Genomic DNA, 20,149 nt, shown 5'->3' on the forward strand with positions numbered 1-20,149 from the left:
CGATCGCTTGACCGCATTAAAACCAGGATTCCCGATAGAATTAACAGCGTTATCCGTGTAGTGCCTTCCTTCTTAAATATACTGCGAACCCGTTGAATTGAAAGTTTTACCGCATTCGTGAGCGCATACGTCCAACCTTTTGGAACAGGAAAAACTTTTTGTGAGGTCTTCGCGAAACCAATCTCTGGCGATCGCATCTTTCACAGATTGAGTTCTGAGAGAATTAAACCCCTTGCCGTACTTTTCAATTAAAGCCAGCATTTGCGGTCTGTAAGTGTGGTTGTAAACAGCGTATTTAGTATGGCTTACCCAACAGCAAGGCCAGAGTTCCGCTTCAAAACTGATAAAAATCTCTTTGCTGGCTTGAGTTTGGCAGCTAATTTCTACATTTCGGTAGTAGTTGTTTAGGCTACCAAATTTTTCTACAGCTTGGATAAATTGGTCTCCCTGGGGATTTTTATATTGTTCCAACGATGGGGGTTGGAGTTCTTCACTGGCTGGCTTTGATGGGACAGAATGAGTTGGTTCTGGTGCTTGAGAGGTTTCGATAGCTATAGCTTGATACCAAGCATAATTGGCTTTTTCTGCTTGCCCCAACTGTGTCAACACTTTAGCTAAATTGCGATAAGCTCCGGCAAAATTGGGTTTAAGCTCGATCGCCTTTTGGTAATAAGCACTAGCTGCCTGCCACTGTTGCTGTTGAGCATAAAGACTGCCGACATTAGCATAAACTTCGGGAAAATTAGGCTGAATTTGCAGTGCCTTGGCGTAACAATCTGCTGCTGCTTGCATCTTCCCCAAACCTTGAAAAGCGTTGCCTAAAGTTTTGCAGGCTGCTGCAAAATTAGGTTGAATTTTTAGGGCTTGTTGGCTGGCTGCGATCGCCTCTGAGAGCTGTCCTTGTCTCAAACAGTCCTCAGCTTGTTTGTGCAACCCAACAGCGGTCTGTGTTTGATTTTGAGGGGCTGACGCATTAGTTGTTGCTGGTTGGTTGGGGCGATCGCTCTTAGCCTCTACCGGAGACTTTTCTGCCTTCTGAGGCTGTTGATTTGCGGACTCTTTGTCATAAATCTCTTTCGCCACAAAACGAGAGGTAGCTTTCGGTACAAACTCGACAAATCCTAGTTGTTGGGCTAAATCCCGCGCTGTTTCTACTTGGTGCTGGTTGTGCTCAAATATCAAGTAGTGCCATACAGCTTTTCCGCCTGCTTGGATGAAGGAATTAACAGACTGCATTATCCTGTCCCAGTTGGTATTTTGGCGGTAGATGCTGTTAGTATCGGCCAACCCGTCGATACTAAAAATTACGCGATCGTATTCTCCTGTCATCGCCTTTGCCAGGGCTTGCCACCAGTCTGGATTGCGTCCGCTACCGTTGGTGTACAGGCAGATATGAGGAACTCCCATGCGGTGCAAATACTTGATCGCCGGAATTGTGGTATTGCTAGTCATAGCATCGCCGTAGTTGCCGCACATATAAACAAAATCCAACTGAGAGCAAAACTCTTTGGGAAAAATTCTCTCAATATCCTGCATCTTTAATTCCGCCCCCGGCAAAATCGGGTTGTCAGTGCGGGGACACTGCGGGCAAGCTGCATTGCACCTGGAGGTAATTTCTACGCTGACTCTTCTGATATCTTCATATTTTAAGTACATGAGTTTTATCCTATTGATTTTTTATGAATGTTGAAATCGCGATCGACAGAATTAGACAACAAGACTTTTGATTAAGTGATTAAACAGTAAAATTATACCTCATGCCTTCAGCCGGAGGACAGGATACAGCGCATTCCAGGTTTATGAAGGATACCAGATATCGCTCTATCCCCGCCGTAGGGACACTCTTGCCGGGTCCGGTGTCCCTACTTCATAAACCTGGAATGCGCTGTATAAGTTTTGTTGACGATCGCGCTTGATATCAATTCCGGTTGCATTGGAATGATTAAACCGTAGAGAACGCTCTTAACGCAGAGTTCGAGGACACAGAGATGAATAATTCTGATGAAGAGCGGATTTGATATGACGGGAGGACGACTATCTTGATTCCCAATCTTAATCAAAAACCGCGGCCGGATGTCGATCGAGCCGCGGTTTTTTTTAAGCTAAAGTTTCAATTAATCCCGGCCGTTGAGAGCAATCAGCAAGCGCAGAATGAAAATGAACAAGTTGATGTAGGTCAAGTACATCGACAGAGCAGCGGGCAAATACTGATCGTCGCGGTAGCTGCGGGGTAATATGTAAAAATCGACGATCGCAGCGCCGGCAAATATAAACACGCCGACGCCAGAAATGCCAATTTCCAACCAGGTTGGGGTGTAGACGCCAAATAGAGAGAGCAGAAACTGACCGCCAACGACGACTAACAAAGCAATGACACCTAAACTGATAGTTTTGGTGATGGCCATGCCGTCTTCTTCAGAAAGGTTGGATCCAATTTGGCGGGCGGCGATGAAGGTAATGCCACAGCCGAGTGCGGCAAAACCGATGCCGGAGATGCCGACGCCTTCGCTTCTGAGGGCTACAGACACCAATCCGCTGAGGGTGTAGCCGGAAAGCAAGCTGTAGGTTGCCAGCAGGGGCAAAGCGGTATTTTTGTTGCCTTGTTCGGCGGCGGCGCGAGCGACAAAGAACAGAATTAATTCTAGGACGATCGCGGCGATGAATGTGGGAAAGAAGATCCCGGGATAGTTGCGGATCACTCCCAGGCCCCCGTAGGTGCCGACAGCAGTTAAGACAAGTCCGCCGCCCACGAAGGGGAGAGCGTTGGAGATGACGTTAGGGCCTACCAGCGCGTGGTTTTTGGCCTCGCGCACGGCTTCGCGAAAATTGCTAGTGTTACTCACGAGGATTTACCTAATTTTGGCTGAGAATTGCTATCTCTATTTTGACAGCTTTACAGTTTGTTTGCAAAACCTCAAAGAGTTTAAAGATTTGATAAAGAAGGGGGTGACCTCACTCCAAAGCAGGGTCGATTGTTTATAATCGAGTCTAATCAAGTCTGTGGGGTGTCGCCCTCTGGCACGGTTGCACGTCGCGGCAGAGCTATAATTGAGGTTAAAGACCCGGCCCTATCTGCGGCGAGGGGCAAGCTTAAAGTTGATCGAATCGCAGATAGTTGAGGTCAATCAATTTTGGATGAAGGATTTACGATTTGGGATTGAGGAGTCTATGCTATAGGCAGGGGCAGCAGTTGATTTGAGGTTTTTAATTTGTGGCCTAGTTGAAACTAGGGATCAGAAACTCCAAAAATCTAAAATCTAAAATCTAAAATCTAAAATCTAAAATCGGTTCGGTTAATTGCTAAGGTAGCTCAGACAGAGGATGCCCAGGAAATTAATGAATAGATCGAGTTTGAGCGACAAAATGCTAAATAGGTAATCTCCCATGCACACCTTTTTTGAGCGCAAATTATTGCCACATGCAACCGGAATTTTACTGGCGGCCGCCGTTATGTCCGGCGGTCAAGCTGCCGTTGCAGCTAATGTCCAAGCCGTTTCTACCGCTGCTTCATGGCAGGGTTTAGAAAATTTGCTGCTGACTGATATCGCTCAACTTCCCCAAGGTACAACTTCTCCAAGCCCGACCCCGGGAAGGGTAACACGGGTGCCTCTGCCGGTGAGAATTCCTGAGGCTTCGACGGTGGCAGGGTTGGGTTTAGTTGCGGGTTCGCTGGCGGTGACTCGCCGGAAAGTGAGAGTTAAAAATTAGACTTTGGGCAAAAAGTCTAATTTTTGGATTTTTAACCGCAGATAAACGCGAATAAACGTAGATAAATGCGGGTATCAGGATTTTAGCCGATCGCGTCGCGCAGAGCATTTTTAGTCATAGCTGCGATCGACTGTTCGGTAGCTTTCGGCAAGTGATAGTATTTCCCTCCGGAAGTCTTGGCCAATTCCTTCGCAAAGCCAGTCGAAATAAACTTGCTCTCGGTATCAATCACCAGTAACTGCATTCCCAACCCACGAATTTTGGCAGCAATTTCTAACAATTCCTTCTTAATATCAGGCTTTTCTCCATCTAAAATCGGTTCGCCCAAAGAACGAGCCAAAGGAATATTACCGCGTCCGTCGGTAATGGCGACAATCGCAACTTGACCGATATCTCCCGACTGCCGCGCATTGACTCCCACGCGCACGGCTTGAGTCAAACCGTGGGCCAAGGGGGAACCGCCGCCGCAGGGCAACCGTTCCAAACGCTTGCGGGCCAAGGCTATCGAGCGAGTCGGCGGTAGCAGCACTTCTGCTTGTTCTCCCCGAAAGGGAATGAGAGCAACTTGGTCGCGGCTTTGATAAGCTTCTGTCAGTAGCTGCATGACTGCACCTTTGGCAGACTGCATCCGGTTGAGGGCCATCGAACCGGAAGCATCGACAACAAATACGACTAAAGCTCCAGCTTTTCTGGCTAAGCGCTTCGCCCGAATGTCTCCCTGTTCGACAAATACACGGCGCTCAACCCCCCCTTGCCCCCCCTTCGCAAGGGGGGGTTGACTCACCTCTTGCCCCCCCTTCGCAAGGGGGGGTTGGGGGGGGTGAGCATTCCTGTCGCGGCGGGCTTTTTGGTAGGGTGCGGCGGCTCTGAGGGTGGCGTCAACGGCGATGCGGCGGACGGGGCCTTTGGGCAATACTGGCTTGACGTAACGGCCTCTATCTTCGGAGAAAATGGTGCTTCTGCTGCCCGATTTGCCTTGGCGGTTGGCGGCTTGGGCGAAGAAAAGCACGCTGGGGTCGAGAATTACGCCTTCGGGGTCGAAGAGAAATTCTTCGGGAATGGTATCTTTTTCTGGTTCTTCTTGAGGTTCCGGGTTTTCTTCATCCTCTTGGTCTTCTTCGTCTTCTTGCTCGTTTTCTGGTTCGTCTTGTTCTTGTTCTGACTGCTTTTGGGGAGGCGGTGGGGGGGGAGGAGGAGCAGAGTTTTCGTCTGGGGGAGTTTGAATGATGGTGGCGCGGGGTACGATGACTAATTCTACGGCGCGGCGCAGGTCTTCGGCGTTAACTTCTGTGCGTCCCTCGATGGCGGCGGCGGCAATGGCTACGCGGACGGAGAATATTTCGGCGCGGTGTCCTTGAACGCCACCCCGGATGGCTTCTTCTACTAGGTAGGCAATTTGTTCGCGTTTAATGCTGACATCTTTGAGCCATTCTCTGGCTAGGATAATTTGGGTTTTGAGGTTGTCGGTGTCTTCGGCGTATTGATTGAGAAATTGTTGGGGGGAGCTGGAGTAGGATAAAGCTTGTTCTACTGCATAGACTCTTTCTTCTAGTTCGAGTGCTGCGTCGGCTGAAAGTACGATCGCGATGCGATCGAGCAAATGTTCTCTGAGTGGCCCTTCTTCGGGGTTGTAGGTGGCGATAAATAGAGGTTTGCAGGGGTGTTGGAAGCTAATGCCTTCGCGTTCTATTTGGTTGCGGCCTTCGGTTAATACTGTTAGCAATTGGTTGGAAATGTTGTCATCGAGGAGGTTAATTTCATCTACATAAAGTACGCCTCGATTTGCTTGGGCTAAGAGTCCTGGTTGAAATACGGTTTGGCCTAATTTTACTGATTGTTCGACATCGACGGAACCTAAGAGTCTGTCTTCGGTGACACCCAAAGGAATTTGAATAAATGGTGTGGGAATTATTTCAGTATTTAGGGAATTAGTATATTTTTGGTTACCCTCCTGCCCGCTTTCTTCTAATAGATAAGGTGCCTGTTCTGCAAGATTTTGCTCCGGTTCGGCGTTGCAAAAAGAGTCTTTTACAATTTCAATTGGTGGCAGTAGGGAATGCAAGGCGCGGGCCATTACTGATTTTGCTGTGCCACGGCGGCCGGCGATCGCCACTCCTCCCAATCCAGGATCGACTGCTGCTAACAGCAGGGCTAATTTGATTGCTTCTTGCCCGACTACGGCGGTGAGGGGAAAGGCTATTGTGGAAGGGCGTCTGTTGGCTGCGGGCATAGGATTTTCGGATGTAAAAATTTGAACTTAATGTTTAGCTTACTTCTTGGAGGATTTTAACTTCTAGGGGCAGAATCACGGTAAAAGTTGAGCCGACTCCTATTTCTGATACTAGCTCGATTTTGCCTTGCAGCAGCGTGACGAGCCGCGATACTATTGCTAATCCCAGCCCGGTGCTTTCGGCGGGAAAGAGCTGTTTGCCGGCTTCTCCTGCTTGAAAGAAGGGGTCAAAGATGCGCTTTGTATCTTCGGGGGCGATGCCAATGCCAGTATCTGTAATTGCGATCGCCCAATTTGCTTCTCCATCACGGCGGCAACTTAATTCAATGCTACCAGATTCTGTATAGCGAATGGCATTGCTCAGCAGGTTGATCAGAATTTGTTGCAGCCGCTGTCCGTCGGCGATTACTTGTTTTGGGGCGCAGTCGCTGGTAACAGCGAGCTTGAGTCCTTTAGCATCAGCAATTGGCTGCATCATTTCTACTACGGTGTTAATTACAGATTGTACATTAGTTCGCTGCAGGTTAAGTTTAATTTTTCCGGCATTGGCACGAGAAAGTTCTAGTGTGTCATTAATCATGCGCAGCAACTGTCTGCCGTTACGCAATACTCGCTCGATGTGTTCGATGCCGGGGAGGGTATCTTTGACTTCAGATTGCCATTTTTCTTTGCGCAGGAATAGTTCGGAATAACCAATAATTGAGTTGAGAGGAGTTTTGAGTTCGTGAGCCAAATGGTAGACGTTTTCTTGATTGACGCTGACAAGGCGAGAGAGTTCTTGATTGGTGAGTTGTAACTGAGTTTGGATTTGTTGAAGTTCCTGCAGCCTCTGAGCGACGTAGCTGTTGAAACACTGGGCAATAGCTTCGTCTAGTACGGCATCTATCAGCCGAAAAGCTCTGAATACGTCGGTGGTGGTTCCTGCTAGCAATTCTGCTTCTAATTGGGAGAATATTACTTGACGCAATAAATGGTATTCCCGGGCTACTTCTGCTGCGTCGTAGCCTTGTTCTGCTCTGAGAAATCCATGATCTAAACTGGCTTCAATTATTACTTTTATGTCGCTGCTTTGATGTTGGGAAAGCACTGTGGTCATCGCCGCCAGCAGGTGAGGTATGTGATTTTCGATCGCTGACAGTGGTAAGGCCTCAGCGGTTTCAATTTTCCGATCCAAGCGTACTGCTTCAATCCAGTGTTTGACGATTGTATCGGTTTTTTCGGCGAGCACTTGGCTATAGTCCATGATTTCTGCGTGGGGGTTGAGTTTGGCAGATATTGCCCATGCTTCATTGTAGTTGAGCGCTCGCCCGATCGCCATACCAAACTTCGGGCGATCGCGACCCTGCCAAAAGAAGTAGTTTTGAGATATTTTTTTTCCTGTGCTGGATCTCTGTCGAGCGCTCGATCCCAGCTTGTTGCTGCCAAAACCGGCACTTAAACTTATTGACAGAATAGCCATAAAGGAGTATAATTTTCTGACGATAAATATTTTAAATTTAAAATTTTAAATTTAAAATTTTTCAGGGGACTAAATGGAAAACGTGCAAGCTGTGATCGCTACGGCAACATTTATATGTGTAGTTTTCTTAATAATTACAGAATGGATACACCTAACAGTTGCGGCATTTCTGGGAGCGGTGATTCTGGTTTTTACCCACGTGATGACGTTAAACAACGCGATCGAATATATCGGTCGGAGTCACGCCACGCTGGGCTTGTTTTTCGGAGTCATGGTAATGGTGAGAGCCTTTGAACCTACCAAAGTATTCGACTACTTGGCAACTCAAATGGTCCTTTTAGCGAAAGGCAAAGGCAAAAATCTCTTGCTAGGTATTGTCGCGATTACTACCCCAATCTGTGCAGTTTTGCCCAACGCTACGACTGTCATGCTGCTAGCACCATTAATTCCGCCCATGGCAGAAGAAGTCGGTGTAGATTTTGTGCCGTTACTAATTTTAATGGTATTTGTGGCTAACAGTTCAGGACTGCTGACAATCGTGGGCGATCCGGCGACATTCATTGTCGGCGATGCTATTAACATGAGCTTTGCAGATTACCTGGTAAAGTTAAGTTTGGGCGGGTTAATTGCCGTAGCAGTCATATTAGTTATGTTGCCTTGGCTGTGGAGCGAAATTTGGCACAAGAACTTAGACGATTTGGAACATTTGCCGCATCCAAAAATCAATCACCCGCGAGTTTTAGCAGTGGGCGGCTTAATTATAGCTTTCGTGCTGACATTTTTTGTCATAGGAGAGTCTCTGCCCGTGCCTGTTTCACCGGCAGCCGTTGCTTTGTTGGGGGCTGCTTTGGCAATGCTTTTAGCTCACCATTCCCAACTTGATTCTGTTAATAATATTTTGCGGGATTTAGATTGGAGTACCCTGCTATTTTTTATGTCTATCTTTGTGCTGATTGGCGGTTTGGAAAAAACCGGAGTAATCGGCAATATATCTGGAATATTAGCAGTGATTTTAGGTAAAAATATTTTTCTTGGTTCTTTAGTTTTGTTATTTTTTGTGGGTTTGATGTCGAGCGTGGTGCCAAATATTCCGCTGGTAGTGGCGATGGTGCCGCTGCTAAAACAGTATGTTGTCAATATCGGGCTCGCACCGGCAGAGGTGCTGGCTCCGGATTTTGCAGGGCAGTTTCCACCTGCTGTGCTGCCACTGTTTTATGCGATGATGTACGGAGCAACTTTAGGCGGAAATGGCACTTTGGTAGGAGCTTCTTCTAATATAGTGGCGGCGGGAATTTCTGAACTGCACGGGCGCCGGATTTCTTTTAAAACTTTTCTGCGTTACGGGCTTCCTGTGATGGCGCTGCAATTAATAAGTGCGGCTGTTTATGTAACGATTCGGTTTCTGATTTGAAGAAGTCATTAGTCATTAGTCATTAGTCATTAGTCATTTCTTTTGCTGCTAGAGAACGAAAGAAGGGGTAATGCGCTTATGTTGCAGCCTCAATATAGAGGTTGCAGTGAGTCCTAAATCTCAACTCCCTCCAATTCTAAGGGGAAAATTACAGTGAAGGAAGAGCCAATTCCTACTTCAGAAACTAATTCGATTTTACCTTGCAAGAGGTTGACTAATCGAGCGACAATTGCTAGGCCTAAGCCGGTACTGTCAGGCATCAAAGAACCCAGGGAGTTGTCGGCCCGAAAAAATGGCATAAAAATCCGATCGCAGTCTTCTGAAGCAATGCCAATTCCTGTATCCGTGATGCAGATACTCCAATGTTTGTCTGACAATAATTCGGTTTTTATGGTAATAGTACCAGCTTGGGTGTAGCGAATGGCGTTGCTCACCAAGTTGGTGACAATTTGCTGCAAGCGCAAGTAATCTGTCATAACTTGATCGAGAACCGGATCGCACTCAACGGCAATCTCTAAATTTTTGGCTTTGGCCAAAGGCTCGATTATTTCGACAACAGTGCCGATCGCCGATCGCACATTTGTCGCAGTTAGCTGCAATTTTATGCGTCCCGCGTCGTACCGCGAGATTTCGAGAGTATCGTTAATTAATCTAAGTAAGCGTCTGCCGTTGCTGAGGACTTTATCAATATGTGCCAAATTGGGAACAGAATCTTTAAGTTTAGAATTGTTTCTTTGGCGCAAAAACAATTCTGAGTAACCAATAATAGAGGTGAGGGGAGTTTTCAATTCGTGAGCTAAGTGAGATAGATTATCTTGACTGGCGCGAACTAAGCGAGTCAGCTCTTGATTTGTAAGTTGCAAGTGGTTTTGCAACTCCTGTAGTTCTTGGAATCTTGCCTCGGTATAGGTTTGGAAACAGTCAGCAATTGCTTCGTCGAGGGCACTGTCAATTAAGCGATAAGCTCGGTTCACTTCAGCGGCTGAGCCTTTTAGCAATTCTGGCTCTAAAGCATCGAAAATTACCCTCCGCAGCAAGCGGTATTCCCGCGCAATTTCTTCGGCATCGTAGCCTTGCCCGGCCCTGACAGTTCCGTGGTCTAAACTTTCTTGTATGACTGTCCGAAGGTCGCTGTCTTCTGATTCGGAAAGCATAGTTACGATCGCTTGCAGTACGATGGGAAGGCTGTCGCGCACGGAATCGTAGGTGAGTTGCTTGGCGGTTTCTATTTGCTCGTCGCCGCGAACAGCTTCGATCCAGTTTTCGGTAATTATGTCAATTTTATCTTGTAGAGCTTGGCTAAAATCTATCATGGCTCTTAGATATAAATCAAGTGAGGGATCGTATTTTATATGTCTAGGTTAGTTTAATAATTAACTTTTTGAATTTTCTCTCAACTTTTGAGCTTCGCCGAGTACAAATAGCTACTCCTAAAGAAGTATTGACAAAATTATACACTCGTGCTAGCTTAAGTGAAATTGGCTTAAAAAGTCAAGCCTAATCAAGCGTCGCGCTATCAGACCAAGCGTGTCGCTGGAGCGGAGGAACCAATTTTCGGGGCGAATCTCTACAGAATTAAAAAGCAAAGTTAAAAATTGCCAAATTTGAGTGTAATTTTGGATTTTGAAATCTCAGGAGAAGGACATCTCTCAGTCCTAGCCCGTCAGCTAACTTCGCAGGCATTGAGAAGAGACTGAAAAGCCAAATGCTCTGAAAAAGATTGTTTGGCTTCGTCAGTGTCTCAGGTTGGTATTGTTCAAGATTCTTGTACCTGCCCTGACTCTGAAGGAGATTGAAATGTTCGTACAGCTTAATTTATCTGCGATCGCACTTGCAGGAGTTGCAGCGTGGAAGCGTGTAAAACCCGTTGTCATCCGAGATGCTGTTTTGTTACCTGCTGCGGGTTTTTTGGGAATTCTTGGCTTGTGGTGGATTGTTGCCAGCTTCAACAGCGATTTGATACCCACTCCCTATCAGGCGTTAATAGCTAATTTAGATTACATATTCCATCCATTTTATCAGCGCGGGCCTGGAGATTTAGGCATTGGCTGGCTGCTGCTAGCGAGTTTGCGGCGGGTGTTAGTGGGATTTTTACTGGGTGCAGCAGTTGCGATTCCCGTGGGATTTCTGATCGGGATGTCGAAACCGGCAATGATGGCGCTCAATCCGCTGATTCAAATCTTTAAACCGGTGTCGCCGCTAGCTTGGCTGCCGATAGCTCTATCAATTTTTAATTTAGCAGAGCCGTCAGCAATTTTTGTCATATTCATCACGTCCTTGTGGCCGACAATTATCAACACAGCTTTGGGAGTTTCTAGCGTTTCCCAGGATTATCTGGACGTGGCGCGAGTGTTAGAAATGCCGCGCTGGAGGCGGATTACTAAGATAATTTGGCCTGCGAGTTTGCCATACATTTTTACAGGTTTGCGGATTAGTTTGGGGATTGCTTGGCTGGTGATTGTGGCGGTGGAAATGCTGACAGGCGGTGTGGGAATTGGCTTTTTTGTTTGGGATGAGTGGAGCCGTTTGAATCTGAGCTCGGTATTTTTAGCGGTGTTTGTAATTGGCTTAACTGGATTATTGCTCGACGCTGCAGTTGACAAAATTCAGGAATTAGTAACGCATCGATCGATCCAGAGTCATTAGTCATCAGTCATCCTCATGTCTTGACATTATCTGCGTTTATCTGTGTTTATCTGCCTTAAATCTGCGGTTGCTCTATCGAGCAAAGATTTATGCAATTGCTCGTCTATTAGTCATTGCCAATCTAAAAACTAAAATGGTATGAGTGACAACTTTTCCAATGAATGGAACCGCCGAGAGTTTTTGCAAGGAATCGGAGCGGCGGCGGCGGGAATGGCTTTATCTGGTTGTACAATTAGCGCGGATCGATCGGCAAAAGGGCTCACAGAAGAAGCCTCAGCCGTAAAGCCGATCGTCGATTTCCGAACCTTAGAAAAACCAAATTTAACCGTAGGATACGTGCCGGTTAACGATTGTGCACCATTTGCGATCGCCTGGAAAAAAGGCTTTTTCCGCAAATACGGTTTAAACGTCAAACTCAACCGCGAAGCAAGCTGGGCAACCTCCCGCGACGGCGTAATCTTCGGCCGCCTCGACGCCTCCCCAGTCGTATCCGGCGCCGTCACAAACGCCCGAATTGGCGCCGAAGGAGCGCGGCACGCACCCCTGTGCGCGGCAATGACAATTCACCGCCACGGCAACGCCATGACGATGAACAAAGCTATGTGGGATTTCGGTTTGCGCCCGTGGCACGAATACAACGGCAATTTGGAAGAATTTGGCAAACAATTTCGAGCCTTTTTTGACAGTCAGCCACCGGAAAAAAGAGTTTGGGCAGTGGTTCTGAGTTCTGCGATTTACGAATACTTTGTCCGCTACATATCGGCGGCTGCCGGTGTCGATCCGTTCAAAGAATTTCGGGTAATTATTGTGCCGCCGCCGCAGATGGTAACTAACATCAGGATTGGCGCCATGCAGGCTTACATGGTGGCCGAACCTTGGAATACGCGGGCAATTCAAGGCAATTTGGGAGTGGGTTTTACCTTCGTGCAAGGCAAGGAAATTTGGCTGGGACATCCCGATCGCCTTTTGGGAGTAATGCAATCATTCATTGAGGAAAATCCGAAGACTTATTACTCGCTGGTTAAGGCAATGGTGGAAGCTTGTCAGTATTGCAGCAAGCCGGAAAATCGCAATGAAATATCGGCGCTGCTGACTGAGCGATCGTTTACGGGGGCGAAACCGAAAAAAGGGGCGATCGACAAATTTACGCGACCCGCAATAGTGGGCGACTACAACTATGGAGGGTTTGACGGAAAAGACCGCACCATACAATCGTCCGATGCAACTATTTTCTATGACATTCCTAAGAATTTGCCTCAAATACCGGGAAATCATTCAACATTTATGTGGCAGTCTCAGAGTCTGTGGTTGATGACTCAAGCCGCTCGCTGGGGACAGATTAAAGAACTGCCAAAAAATGCTGAGGAATTAGCTAAAAAAGCTTGGAGAACCGACCTTTACCGCAAGATTGTTGCCGAAATGGGGATCGATTGTCCCCAGGAGGATTACAAAGTGGAACCTGCGGAACATTTCATTGATAAAAAGGCATTCGATCCTAGCGATCTCGTGGGTTATTTGAATAGTTTTGAAATTCGAGCCAACCGCCCTCAGTCTTTTTTTCAGTCTTAATTTATACATTCCTGAACGCAGAACCTCTGCGAGGGGGCGCACCTTACCGCTTACCCAACCGTTCGGAAATCAAATTAACACTTTACTATTTTTTAGGAGAATACCGTGACTCAATACTTTTCTACTTCTATCGAAGCCAGCAGCCAAGTCAAGAAGCAGCCTGAATTTCTGGAAATTAACAATTTGTTCAAGTCGTATAAAAATGCGGACGGTAGCGAATTTAGCGTTTTGGAGAATATCAATTTAAGTATTGGAGAAAACGAATATATTTCGGTAATCGGTCACTCGGGCTGTGGCAAATCAACGCTGCTAAAAATAGTGGCAGGTTTGGAAAAACAGAGCGACGGAATGGTGACACTGGAAGGAAAAGAAATTCGCAAACCGGGAGCCGATCGCATGATGATATTTCAGCACTACGGATTGCTGCCTTGGCTGACGGTGCGGGAAAATATTCGGCTGGCAGTTGATGAAGTTTTGCAAACTCTTAGCCGTTCCGAGAAGATTAGTCTTGTCAACGAACACCTAGCAATGGTAAACTTAACAGCAGCAGCCGATAAATATCCAGACGAAATTTCAGGAGGCATGAAACAGCGGGTTGGGATTGCGCGAGCTTTGGCGATTAGACCGAAAATGTTATTAATGGACGAACCGTTTGGAGCCCTGGATGCTCTGACTCGCGGCAAGTTGCAAAAACAGGTGCTCGATATCTGGGAAAATCGCAGACAAGCTGCAATGATGATTACTCACGATGTGGATGAAGCTATATATATGTCCGATCGCATTGTGCTGATGACAAACGGCCCGGCTGCGACGATAGGTGAAATTTTGTCAGTGCCGTTTGCGCACCCGCGCGATCGCCAGGAGTTGCGGGAATCTCAGGATTATTACGAACTGCGCAACTATGCTTTGAATTTTCTCGATCGGTACTTTACCCAATACGAATAACGCCCGACGGACAGATAAAACAATTCACTTAAGAGAGGTCAAGCCTGTGAATCTCAAAACAATGTTAGCGCGTTTTGAAAGTGCATTGGGATACCAAAACTTAGCAGAAGAAATGGTGTTGCTGCCGGAGCCACAAGTGCAAAGTGCTAAGAAATCAAAAGCTACAAAACAGGCAAAAAGTATCAATTTTATTGTCGGTTACAACAGTTCTCCCCAAAGTCAAACAGCTCTGGACATTACCCTTTGGATTGCCCATCAAACTCGTTTAGTAACAACTCAAGAAGTCACGGTTCAAGTCGTCTACGTGATTGACGAAGCGCCCAAAAGTTACGGCGAAGATACTTGCAAATTTGGTGTGGCAAATGCCTTGGGTGCCAAGCCGAAAGTGTCGGATTTAGAGGAAACATTCGCTCTTAATTGTGCAGCGCCTGCGATCGCTTTACCTACCACAGAAATCTCATCAGTATCCCAGCGAAAAAATTGGAGCGATCCGCATTATTTCCGAGCAATTCTTGGTCAAAATAATCAGTACGAGGTAGCTGATAGGTTGCTGTGGCAAGCGCGCTGTTTGGCTGAGGAATGGCGCGGTTTATTCAAAGCTCATTTGCGCATCGGGCGCGTTGCTACAGAACTGAGAAATGTGGTTGAATTAGAATCAGCAAATTTACTGTTCTTGGGCTGCGATTCGGGCAACCACTCGCTGGTTAGGGAACTAGGAAATAATTTTCCGTGCTGCGTACTCGGGATTCCTGCGGCACTCAGCTATCAGATGGATGTTCACCCTGAAGAAAGTGTGAGCAAGTTGCAGTTGGCTACAGCTATGTCTGCACATTAAACTTGTGGAGCACTTACGCAAAACTTTTATATGTAAGGTGTGCGCTGCGCACCCTACCGCTATAATCGCGCGCCAAACCTTTTTTTTGCTTTAGTGCTAAGTCGATGAAAAATTAAAAAGAGTTTCCTCGCTCTAAGTCCCAATTACGATACAATTAGGACTTTTTTTCATTGTTGAGATTTTAATAATTACAGCCAAGGAAATTATCCGCACTTACCTGATCATAGACAATTCGTTAACTAATTTGATCTTTCCCCGACACACAGAGCGCAGCAGCCTATCTATCGAGCGTTTGTCTTCCTCACTCAAAGTTTCGTCAAAAATAGCAGCCATCAAACCGTAGCGATCGGCTAGAGTAATATAGCCATTATGATTCACTTCGGCAAACAGCTCGCCCAAAGCAGATGGAATCAGGTTGACAGGACTTTGCATAGTAATTGACTCTCTCACTCGAAGATCGCGCGATCGGGAGTTTTGCGGTAACAAAAGGCGATCACACTATCAGATTTTAGCGTGCGATCGCCTTATAAGCTGTGACCATAAACAGCAAAAAAGTGTGATAGTTAACTGCAAATTTTGTGAACGAAATCACATTCAATATGTACGAATCATGCTAAGATTTCCAGTTGGGTGTTAGCCAATAAATTAATTTTTTCTAAAGATTATAAATCTGCACTTCCTCCACAGGTTCAGCTAACTCAAACTTAAACACCTGGGAATAGAAATAGAATTCGCCGTCAAGAGTTCTTTTGATATTTTCAGCGCGGCGAAAACCGTGCTGTTCCCCTTCATAAGCAACATAAGCAACCGGCAAACCTTTAGCTTTCAGTATCTCTACCATCATTTCCGCTTGATTGGGCGGAACCACTTTATCTTCTAATCCTTGAAAAAAGATAACGGGACAAGATAAACGTTCGGCGGAATGAATGGGCGAACGAGCTACATACAAATCTTTTCTTTCAGGATAAGGCCCGATTAATCCATCCAGATAGCGCGCTTCAAATTTGTGAGTATCCGTTGCCAAAGCTTCCAAATCGCTAACTCCATAATAGCTCGCACCGGCCTTAAACACATCGCGGAAAGTAAGAGCGCACAGAGTGGTGTACCCCCCTGCACTGCCTCCGGCGATCGCCATTCTTTCGCCATCAACTAAACCTTTTTGAGCTAAATATTTAGCACCGTTAGCGCAGTCGTCAACATCGACAATTCCCCAACTATCTTGCAGTCTTTTTCTGTATTCTCGACCGTAACCAGTGCTGCCACCGTAATTAACATCGAGTACGGCAAAACCGCGACTCGTCCAATATTGAATTTTCAAATTCATGCTGCTAGAAGTAGCAGCAGTTGGGCCGCCGTGACTTTTGACAACAAGCGGCGGTTTTTCACCCGCAGGTGCTGCGAAATCTTGATTTTTCGGGGGATAGAAGAAACCGAAAGCAGTCAAATTGTTTTCCGTGGGAAACTCGATAGGTTCCGGTACAGAAAGATAACCCGGATTGATGCTTAAATTGCTCGATTTGCGCAATATTTCTAGTTGGGTTGTTGCTAAATTTAGTTGTACAATAGCAGTAGATTCAGTCGGCGAACCTGCCAGAAAAACAACTATTTCTCCCTGCGCCTTGACTGAGGAAATATCAGTGTAAGGCGTGTCAATTGTTGTCAAATGCTTAGTCGTTAAATCCAGACTCGCTAAATACCACTTGCCTTGCTGAGTGTAGGTGCAAATAATTTTGCTTTCCGAGACAAGGGCATAAGTAGACATTCCAAAAACCCACTGGGGAAGTCCGAATTCAGCCGCCATTTCGCACAAGCTGGTTTCTATATCTGCTTCCGCCCTTACCAAGGGGGGATTGAGGGGGGTTCTAGATTGCCAGCGGTAGAAATTCCACCAGTTAGACTTGTCAGAAACAAAATACAAAACTCCATCGGGCGACCATTCCGGTTGAAAAATCGACTCATCAACCCCGCCAGCAACTAAGTATTTTTCACCTAAAGAACCGTTAGTATTAATTTTTGCCACCCACAATTCTGTGCCATCCCACGGCATATTTGGATGGTTCCAACAAATCCAGGAAAGTAGAGAACCGTCTGGACTTAAACGAGGGGAAGCATAAAAATCATTGCCCTGAGTTAAGATTTGAATATCTTCGCCGTTATCTAAATTAATGCTAACAATAGTATTGACACATTCTCCCTCACCTGCATGGTCTTCGCGCACGCAAATCAGGCGATTTCTCTGCTTGTCAACTATCACATCTGCATAGCGAGAATTAGCAGCAGGTGTCAGAGGTTGGGGTTGAGAATCTAATGCTTGAGAATAAATACGTTGGTCGGCAAAATGAGAAAAATAGACAACACTGCCAGCCACTGCGAAGGAAGCGCCGCCGTATTCGTGAACGCGAGTGCGCACATTAAAAGGATGTGGTGTCACGTCGTTGATTGTACCGTCAGGAGTGCGCCGCACGAGGACGCTTCTTCCCGCTTCTGAAGGTCTTCCCTCAACCCAGTAAATATCATCGCCGTCAATAGCAATTTGCCCGAGTCCGACTGTTCCAGAAACAATTAAATCGGAAGAAATAGGTGATTTCCAAGAGCCATAAGGTGATACTGTGGTCATATAGAATACTCAATGATTTGTGAATGATGCTTTTTTGACGAACCGCGAAGGCGCGAAGGACACAAAGGAATATAAGAAAGAGAGGGGGTTATAGATGATTTAGGCTTGTTATAGTTGAGACACTTGTATTTGTGGGAATAAATAATTTTATATTTGTAGTTTACACTAATTCAGTCACCGGGGAAGCAAAATGTCCAAAAAACTTGTACTAATGGATCACGACGGTGCAGTTGACGACTATCTATCAGTCGTGTTGCTGATGACAATGGAGGAAGTCGAAACTCTGGGAGTAATTGTAACTCCTGCGGACTGCTACATTCAACCGGCGGTGAGTGCAACGCGCAAAATCCTCGATTTGATGGGGCGTTCAGAAGTTCCGGTGGCGGCGAGTACGGTGCGGGGGCTCAACCCATTTCCGGTGTTATTTCGGCGAGATTCCTTTGCGTGCGATCGACTTCCCATTCTAAATGAAAAAGGAACCATTGACACGCCGTTAATATCAGAACCCGGACAAAACTTTATGGTGCGAGTTTTGCGGGATGCAGCCGTACCAGTCACATTAATGGTAACGGGGCCGTTAACAACTGTAGCGCAAGCTTTAGATATCGCGCCAGAAATTGAAAGCAAAATTCAAGAAATTGTCTGGATGGGAGGCGCCCTCAATGTTATGGGCAATGTTAGCAAAGATATGGAACCCGGACAAGATATGTCGGCGGAATGGAATGCTTACTGGGACCCGATAGCAATCGATAGAATTTGGCAAACCCAAATTCCCGTTGTCATGTGTCCTTTAGATATCACTAATAATGTACCGCTGACTGTAGAATTTTCCAATCTCTTAGCAAAACAGCGCAAATATCCAATTTCCGACTTAGCAGGACAGTGTTATGCCCTCGCAATATCTCAAGATTACTATTTTTGGGACATTTTGGCAACCGCTTATTTAGCGCATCCAGAATTTTACCAACTGCGAGAGTGGGAAACAGAAATTATTACCGAAGGCATCAGCCAAGGACGCACAAAAGTTAAAAGAGGAGGGCGAAAAATTCAAGCAATGGATAAAGTAGACACTGCCCAATTTTACAACTACATATTAGAACAGTGGGCGAGGTAAAAATCACAATATCTGCTAGGGACGAATGAGCAAAATCTCCGTACAAAACCCGCCCGCGAATATTTACGTGCTCTTCTCTTCCCTCTCTTTCTCTGCGCCCTCTGCGCCCTCTGCGGTAAAAAAAACTCCTCTCAAAAATGCTGCCAATTCTATCAATTATCCCCTTAGCCCAAACCCCTCCCGCACCTCAAGAAATAGTTCAAATCCAAGAAGTGCGACCTCTCCCCGGACAGTTAGACAACATACCAGTATTTAACAGCAACAGTCCCGAATTAGTGCTGCAAGAAGGAATTTTGCTTTCGACATTTCCCCCAGATGGTAAAAGATTTCCGGCGGCACATTTAAACTTTCCGTTTCAAGGACGTTTCGACATATTTGCCCACCACATAGCCCGCGCACCTTCCCCGGAAGATTTGCGAACCTTGTATCAAGGAGTAATTGTTTATAATCCGGGCAATAAACCTGTAACATTAGATATATTGCAAGCTGCGAGTTATCTCAGTCAACCCGATGCACCTTTTATTGAATTGCCACCGGAAGTCGATAATTCAAACAGTAATATTTACGCGGGGCCGGGAAGTCGCGCCGTGAATGATATTCTCAGAGGAAGGAGACAGTCTGACTTTGGGCCTGGGTTAATTATTCCACCGGGAAAAAGCCAATTGTTGATGAATCATCCGATACCGGTGCGGGGATTGGTACCGCCGCTAAACGGTCGATCGACCTTAATGCGGTTGCGCAGCGATGGTATAGTCTATGTTGCCAGTCTGGCGATGTTTGCCCGAGTTGACGCACAGGGAAACGAGCGATCGCCCTCCCTGGCCCAATGGCAAAACTTATTAGACAATGGTAATATAGCCGGGCCGCGCGATCGAACTCCCACACCGCCCGAAATCACCGAAGGTCAAGTAATTTACGGCCGAGTTGCCGGTGTAGCATTAGGTTCACAATGGCGAGCACTTATCTCAGACAACCAAGCCACATCAAACCTAGCAATTCCCCAACCCGGAACAGCATTTTCCTACCCATTAAGCACCCTCCCGCGCGGAATGCTGGGCACGAATCAAGTGCAAAGTGCGAGGATGTTAGTCCGCTACCCAGATACAGCATACCGCGCCCACGGCAATTACGGAATTCAATACAATCTCAGCTTGCCGCTGTACAATTCTACCAGCAAAAATCAAACTGTAACTGTCGCGATTCAAACTCCTATTAAGACAGACAAATTAACTTCAGGAGGACTTAGTTTTTTAGAACCTCCGGCACCTCAAACTTTTTTTAGGGGGACGGTCAGAGTGCGCTATACTGATGACAGTAAAGTGCCTCAAACTCGCTACGTGCATTTAGTCCAGCGGCGGGGACAGCAGGGGGAACCTTTGGTAAAATTAGAGATGAACTCGGGAGAAAAGCGACTTGTAGAAGTGGATTTTATTTATCCGCCCGATGCGTCGCCGCCGCAAGTTTTGACAGTGAAAACCCATTAAATTTGAGCTGCTGCTACTGCTAGGCAGACGCCTACAAATACAATACGTAATTAACCAGCTTCGATATTAGACCTCTTGCAAAAATAAATAGGACGGGCAAGATGCCCATCCCACAAGAGTTATGTTTTCTT

At 46.4% G+C, this 20,149-nt stretch carries 15 protein-coding genes and 1 riboswitch; of the genes, 8 read left to right on the top strand and 7 right to left on the bottom strand.

The window, feature by feature from the left end:
• Window positions 1-72: 72 nt before the first annotated feature.
• Both ACUVJL_RS22930 and ACUVJL_RS22935 read right to left on the bottom strand, forming a co-directional pair.
• A complete protein-coding gene (locus ACUVJL_RS22930) occupies window positions 73-1,656 on the bottom strand; it encodes a tetratricopeptide repeat protein (protein WP_445247942.1) in 1,584 nt (527 codons plus the stop codon).
• Between the two features lie 458 nt (window positions 1,657-2,114).
• A complete protein-coding gene (locus ACUVJL_RS22935) occupies window positions 2,115-2,843 on the bottom strand; it encodes a Bax inhibitor-1/YccA family protein (protein WP_445247943.1) in 729 nt (242 codons plus the stop codon).
• A gap of 568 nt (window positions 2,844-3,411) precedes the next feature.
• On the opposite strand from ACUVJL_RS22935, the gene ACUVJL_RS22940 reads away from it, so the two are divergent.
• Window positions 3,412-3,708: a PEP-CTERM sorting domain-containing protein gene (locus ACUVJL_RS22940; RefSeq protein ID WP_445247944.1), complete on the top strand. Its 297-nt coding sequence runs from the start codon at window positions 3,412-3,414 to the stop codon at window positions 3,706-3,708.
• A gap of 82 nt (window positions 3,709-3,790) precedes the next feature.
• Here ACUVJL_RS22940 and ACUVJL_RS22945 read toward each other — a convergent pair whose 3' ends face one another.
• Window positions 3,791-5,938 (bottom strand): VWA domain-containing protein, encoded by a 2,148-nt coding sequence (locus ACUVJL_RS22945; RefSeq protein ID WP_445247945.1) that lies wholly within the window; start codon window positions 5,936-5,938, stop codon window positions 3,791-3,793.
• 34 nt (window positions 5,939-5,972) lie between these two features.
• Window positions 5,973-7,397 (bottom strand): sensor histidine kinase, encoded by a 1,425-nt coding sequence (locus ACUVJL_RS22950; RefSeq protein ID WP_445247946.1) that lies wholly within the window; start codon window positions 7,395-7,397, stop codon window positions 5,973-5,975.
• 73 nt (window positions 7,398-7,470) lie between these two features.
• On the opposite strand from ACUVJL_RS22950, the gene ACUVJL_RS22955 reads away from it, so the two are divergent.
• Window positions 7,471-8,808, top strand: a complete 1,338-nt coding sequence (locus tag ACUVJL_RS22955; protein ID WP_445247947.1) for an ArsB/NhaD family transporter — start codon at window positions 7,471-7,473, stop codon at window positions 8,806-8,808.
• 113 nt (window positions 8,809-8,921) lie between these two features.
• Here ACUVJL_RS22955 and ACUVJL_RS22960 read toward each other — a convergent pair whose 3' ends face one another.
• A complete protein-coding gene (locus ACUVJL_RS22960; RefSeq protein ID WP_445247948.1) occupies window positions 8,922-10,121 on the bottom strand; it encodes a sensor histidine kinase in 1,200 nt (399 codons plus the stop codon).
• Window positions 10,122-10,292: 171 nt separating this feature from the next.
• A riboswitch (cyclic di-AMP (ydaO/yuaA leader) is annotated at window positions 10,293-10,505 on the top strand.
• A gap of 100 nt (window positions 10,506-10,605) precedes the next feature.
• Here ACUVJL_RS22960 and ntrB point away from each other — a divergent pair.
• The 4 genes from ntrB (at window position 10,606) to ACUVJL_RS22980 (ending at window position 14,803) form a co-directional block, all read left to right on the top strand.
• A complete protein-coding gene (gene ntrB, locus ACUVJL_RS22965) occupies window positions 10,606-11,454 on the top strand; it encodes a nitrate ABC transporter permease (RefSeq protein WP_445247949.1) in 849 nt (282 codons plus the stop codon).
• A 138-nt stretch (window positions 11,455-11,592) separates the two neighbouring features.
• Window positions 11,593-13,023 carry an ABC transporter substrate-binding protein gene (locus tag ACUVJL_RS22970; RefSeq protein WP_445247950.1) on the top strand — a complete coding sequence of 477 codons (1,431 nt, stop codon included), beginning with the start codon at window positions 11,593-11,595 and terminating at the stop codon, window positions 13,021-13,023.
• Between the two features lie 105 nt (window positions 13,024-13,128).
• The gene (locus tag ACUVJL_RS22975; RefSeq protein ID WP_445247951.1) at window positions 13,129-13,968 is read left to right on the top strand and encodes an ABC transporter ATP-binding protein; all 840 of its coding nucleotides are present in this window, start codon (window positions 13,129-13,131) and stop codon (window positions 13,966-13,968) included.
• A gap of 46 nt (window positions 13,969-14,014) precedes the next feature.
• Window positions 14,015-14,803, top strand: a complete 789-nt coding sequence (locus ACUVJL_RS22980; protein WP_445247952.1) for a universal stress protein — start codon at window positions 14,015-14,017, stop codon at window positions 14,801-14,803.
• 213 nt (window positions 14,804-15,016) lie between these two features.
• On the opposite strand, the gene ACUVJL_RS22985 is transcribed toward ACUVJL_RS22980, so the two are convergent.
• Together ACUVJL_RS22985 and ACUVJL_RS22990 are read right to left on the bottom strand one after the other, a co-directional pair.
• The gene (locus tag ACUVJL_RS22985) at window positions 15,017-15,235 is read right to left on the bottom strand and encodes a hypothetical protein (protein WP_332955410.1); all 219 of its coding nucleotides are present in this window, start codon (window positions 15,233-15,235) and stop codon (window positions 15,017-15,019) included.
• Window positions 15,236-15,458: 223 nt separating this feature from the next.
• The gene (locus ACUVJL_RS22990; RefSeq protein WP_445247953.1) at window positions 15,459-17,420 is read right to left on the bottom strand and encodes a S9 family peptidase; all 1,962 of its coding nucleotides are present in this window, start codon (window positions 17,418-17,420) and stop codon (window positions 15,459-15,461) included.
• A 190-nt stretch (window positions 17,421-17,610) separates the two neighbouring features.
• On the opposite strand from ACUVJL_RS22990, the gene ACUVJL_RS22995 reads away from it, so the two are divergent.
• Together ACUVJL_RS22995 and ACUVJL_RS23000 are read left to right on the top strand one after the other, a co-directional pair.
• Entirely contained in the window at window positions 17,611-18,534 is a 924-nt protein-coding gene (locus ACUVJL_RS22995; RefSeq protein ID WP_445247954.1) for a nucleoside hydrolase, read from the top strand.
• 137 nt (window positions 18,535-18,671) lie between these two features.
• Window positions 18,672-20,018 carry a DUF3370 domain-containing protein gene (locus ACUVJL_RS23000; RefSeq protein WP_445247955.1) on the top strand — a complete coding sequence of 449 codons (1,347 nt, stop codon included), beginning with the start codon at window positions 18,672-18,674 and terminating at the stop codon, window positions 20,016-20,018.
• Window positions 20,019-20,149 lie beyond the last annotated feature (131 nt).

Source organism: Microcoleus sp. OTE_8_concoct_300 (assembly GCF_031383065.1).
In the GTDB taxonomy this organism is placed as follows: domain Bacteria; phylum Cyanobacteriota; class Cyanobacteriia; order Cyanobacteriales; family Microcoleaceae; genus Microcoleus.

Bases quoted from the DNA above. Each gene is read 5' to 3' on its own strand.
- ACUVJL_RS22950 (WP_445247946.1), bottom strand. From the start codon at position 7,397: ATGGCTATTCTGTCAATAAGTTTAAGTGCCGGTTTTGGCAGCAACAAG.
- ACUVJL_RS23000 (WP_445247955.1), top strand. From the start codon at position 18,672: ATGCTGCCAATTCTATCAATTATCCCCTTAGCCCAAACCCCTCCCGCA.
- ACUVJL_RS22995 (WP_445247954.1), top strand. From the start codon at position 17,611: ATGTCCAAAAAACTTGTACTAATGGATCACGACGGTGCAGTTGACGAC.
- ACUVJL_RS22960 (WP_445247948.1), bottom strand. From the start codon at position 10,121: ATGATAGATTTTAGCCAAGCTCTACAAGATAAAATTGACATAATTACC.
- ntrB (WP_445247949.1), top strand. From the start codon at position 10,606: ATGTTCGTACAGCTTAATTTATCTGCGATCGCACTTGCAGGAGTTGCA.
- ACUVJL_RS22970 (WP_445247950.1), top strand. From the start codon at position 11,593: ATGAGTGACAACTTTTCCAATGAATGGAACCGCCGAGAGTTTTTGCAA.
- ACUVJL_RS22930 (WP_445247942.1), bottom strand. From the start codon at position 1,656: ATGTACTTAAAATATGAAGATATCAGAAGAGTCAGCGTAGAAATTACC.
- ACUVJL_RS22990 (WP_445247953.1), bottom strand. From the start codon at position 17,420: ATGACCACAGTATCACCTTATGGCTCTTGGAAATCACCTATTTCTTCC.
- ACUVJL_RS22955 (WP_445247947.1), top strand. From the start codon at position 7,471: ATGGAAAACGTGCAAGCTGTGATCGCTACGGCAACATTTATATGTGTA.
- ACUVJL_RS22945 (WP_445247945.1), bottom strand. From the start codon at position 5,938: ATGCCCGCAGCCAACAGACGCCCTTCCACAATAGCCTTTCCCCTCACC.
- ACUVJL_RS22985 (WP_332955410.1), bottom strand. From the start codon at position 15,235: ATGCAAAGTCCTGTCAACCTGATTCCATCTGCTTTGGGCGAGCTGTTT.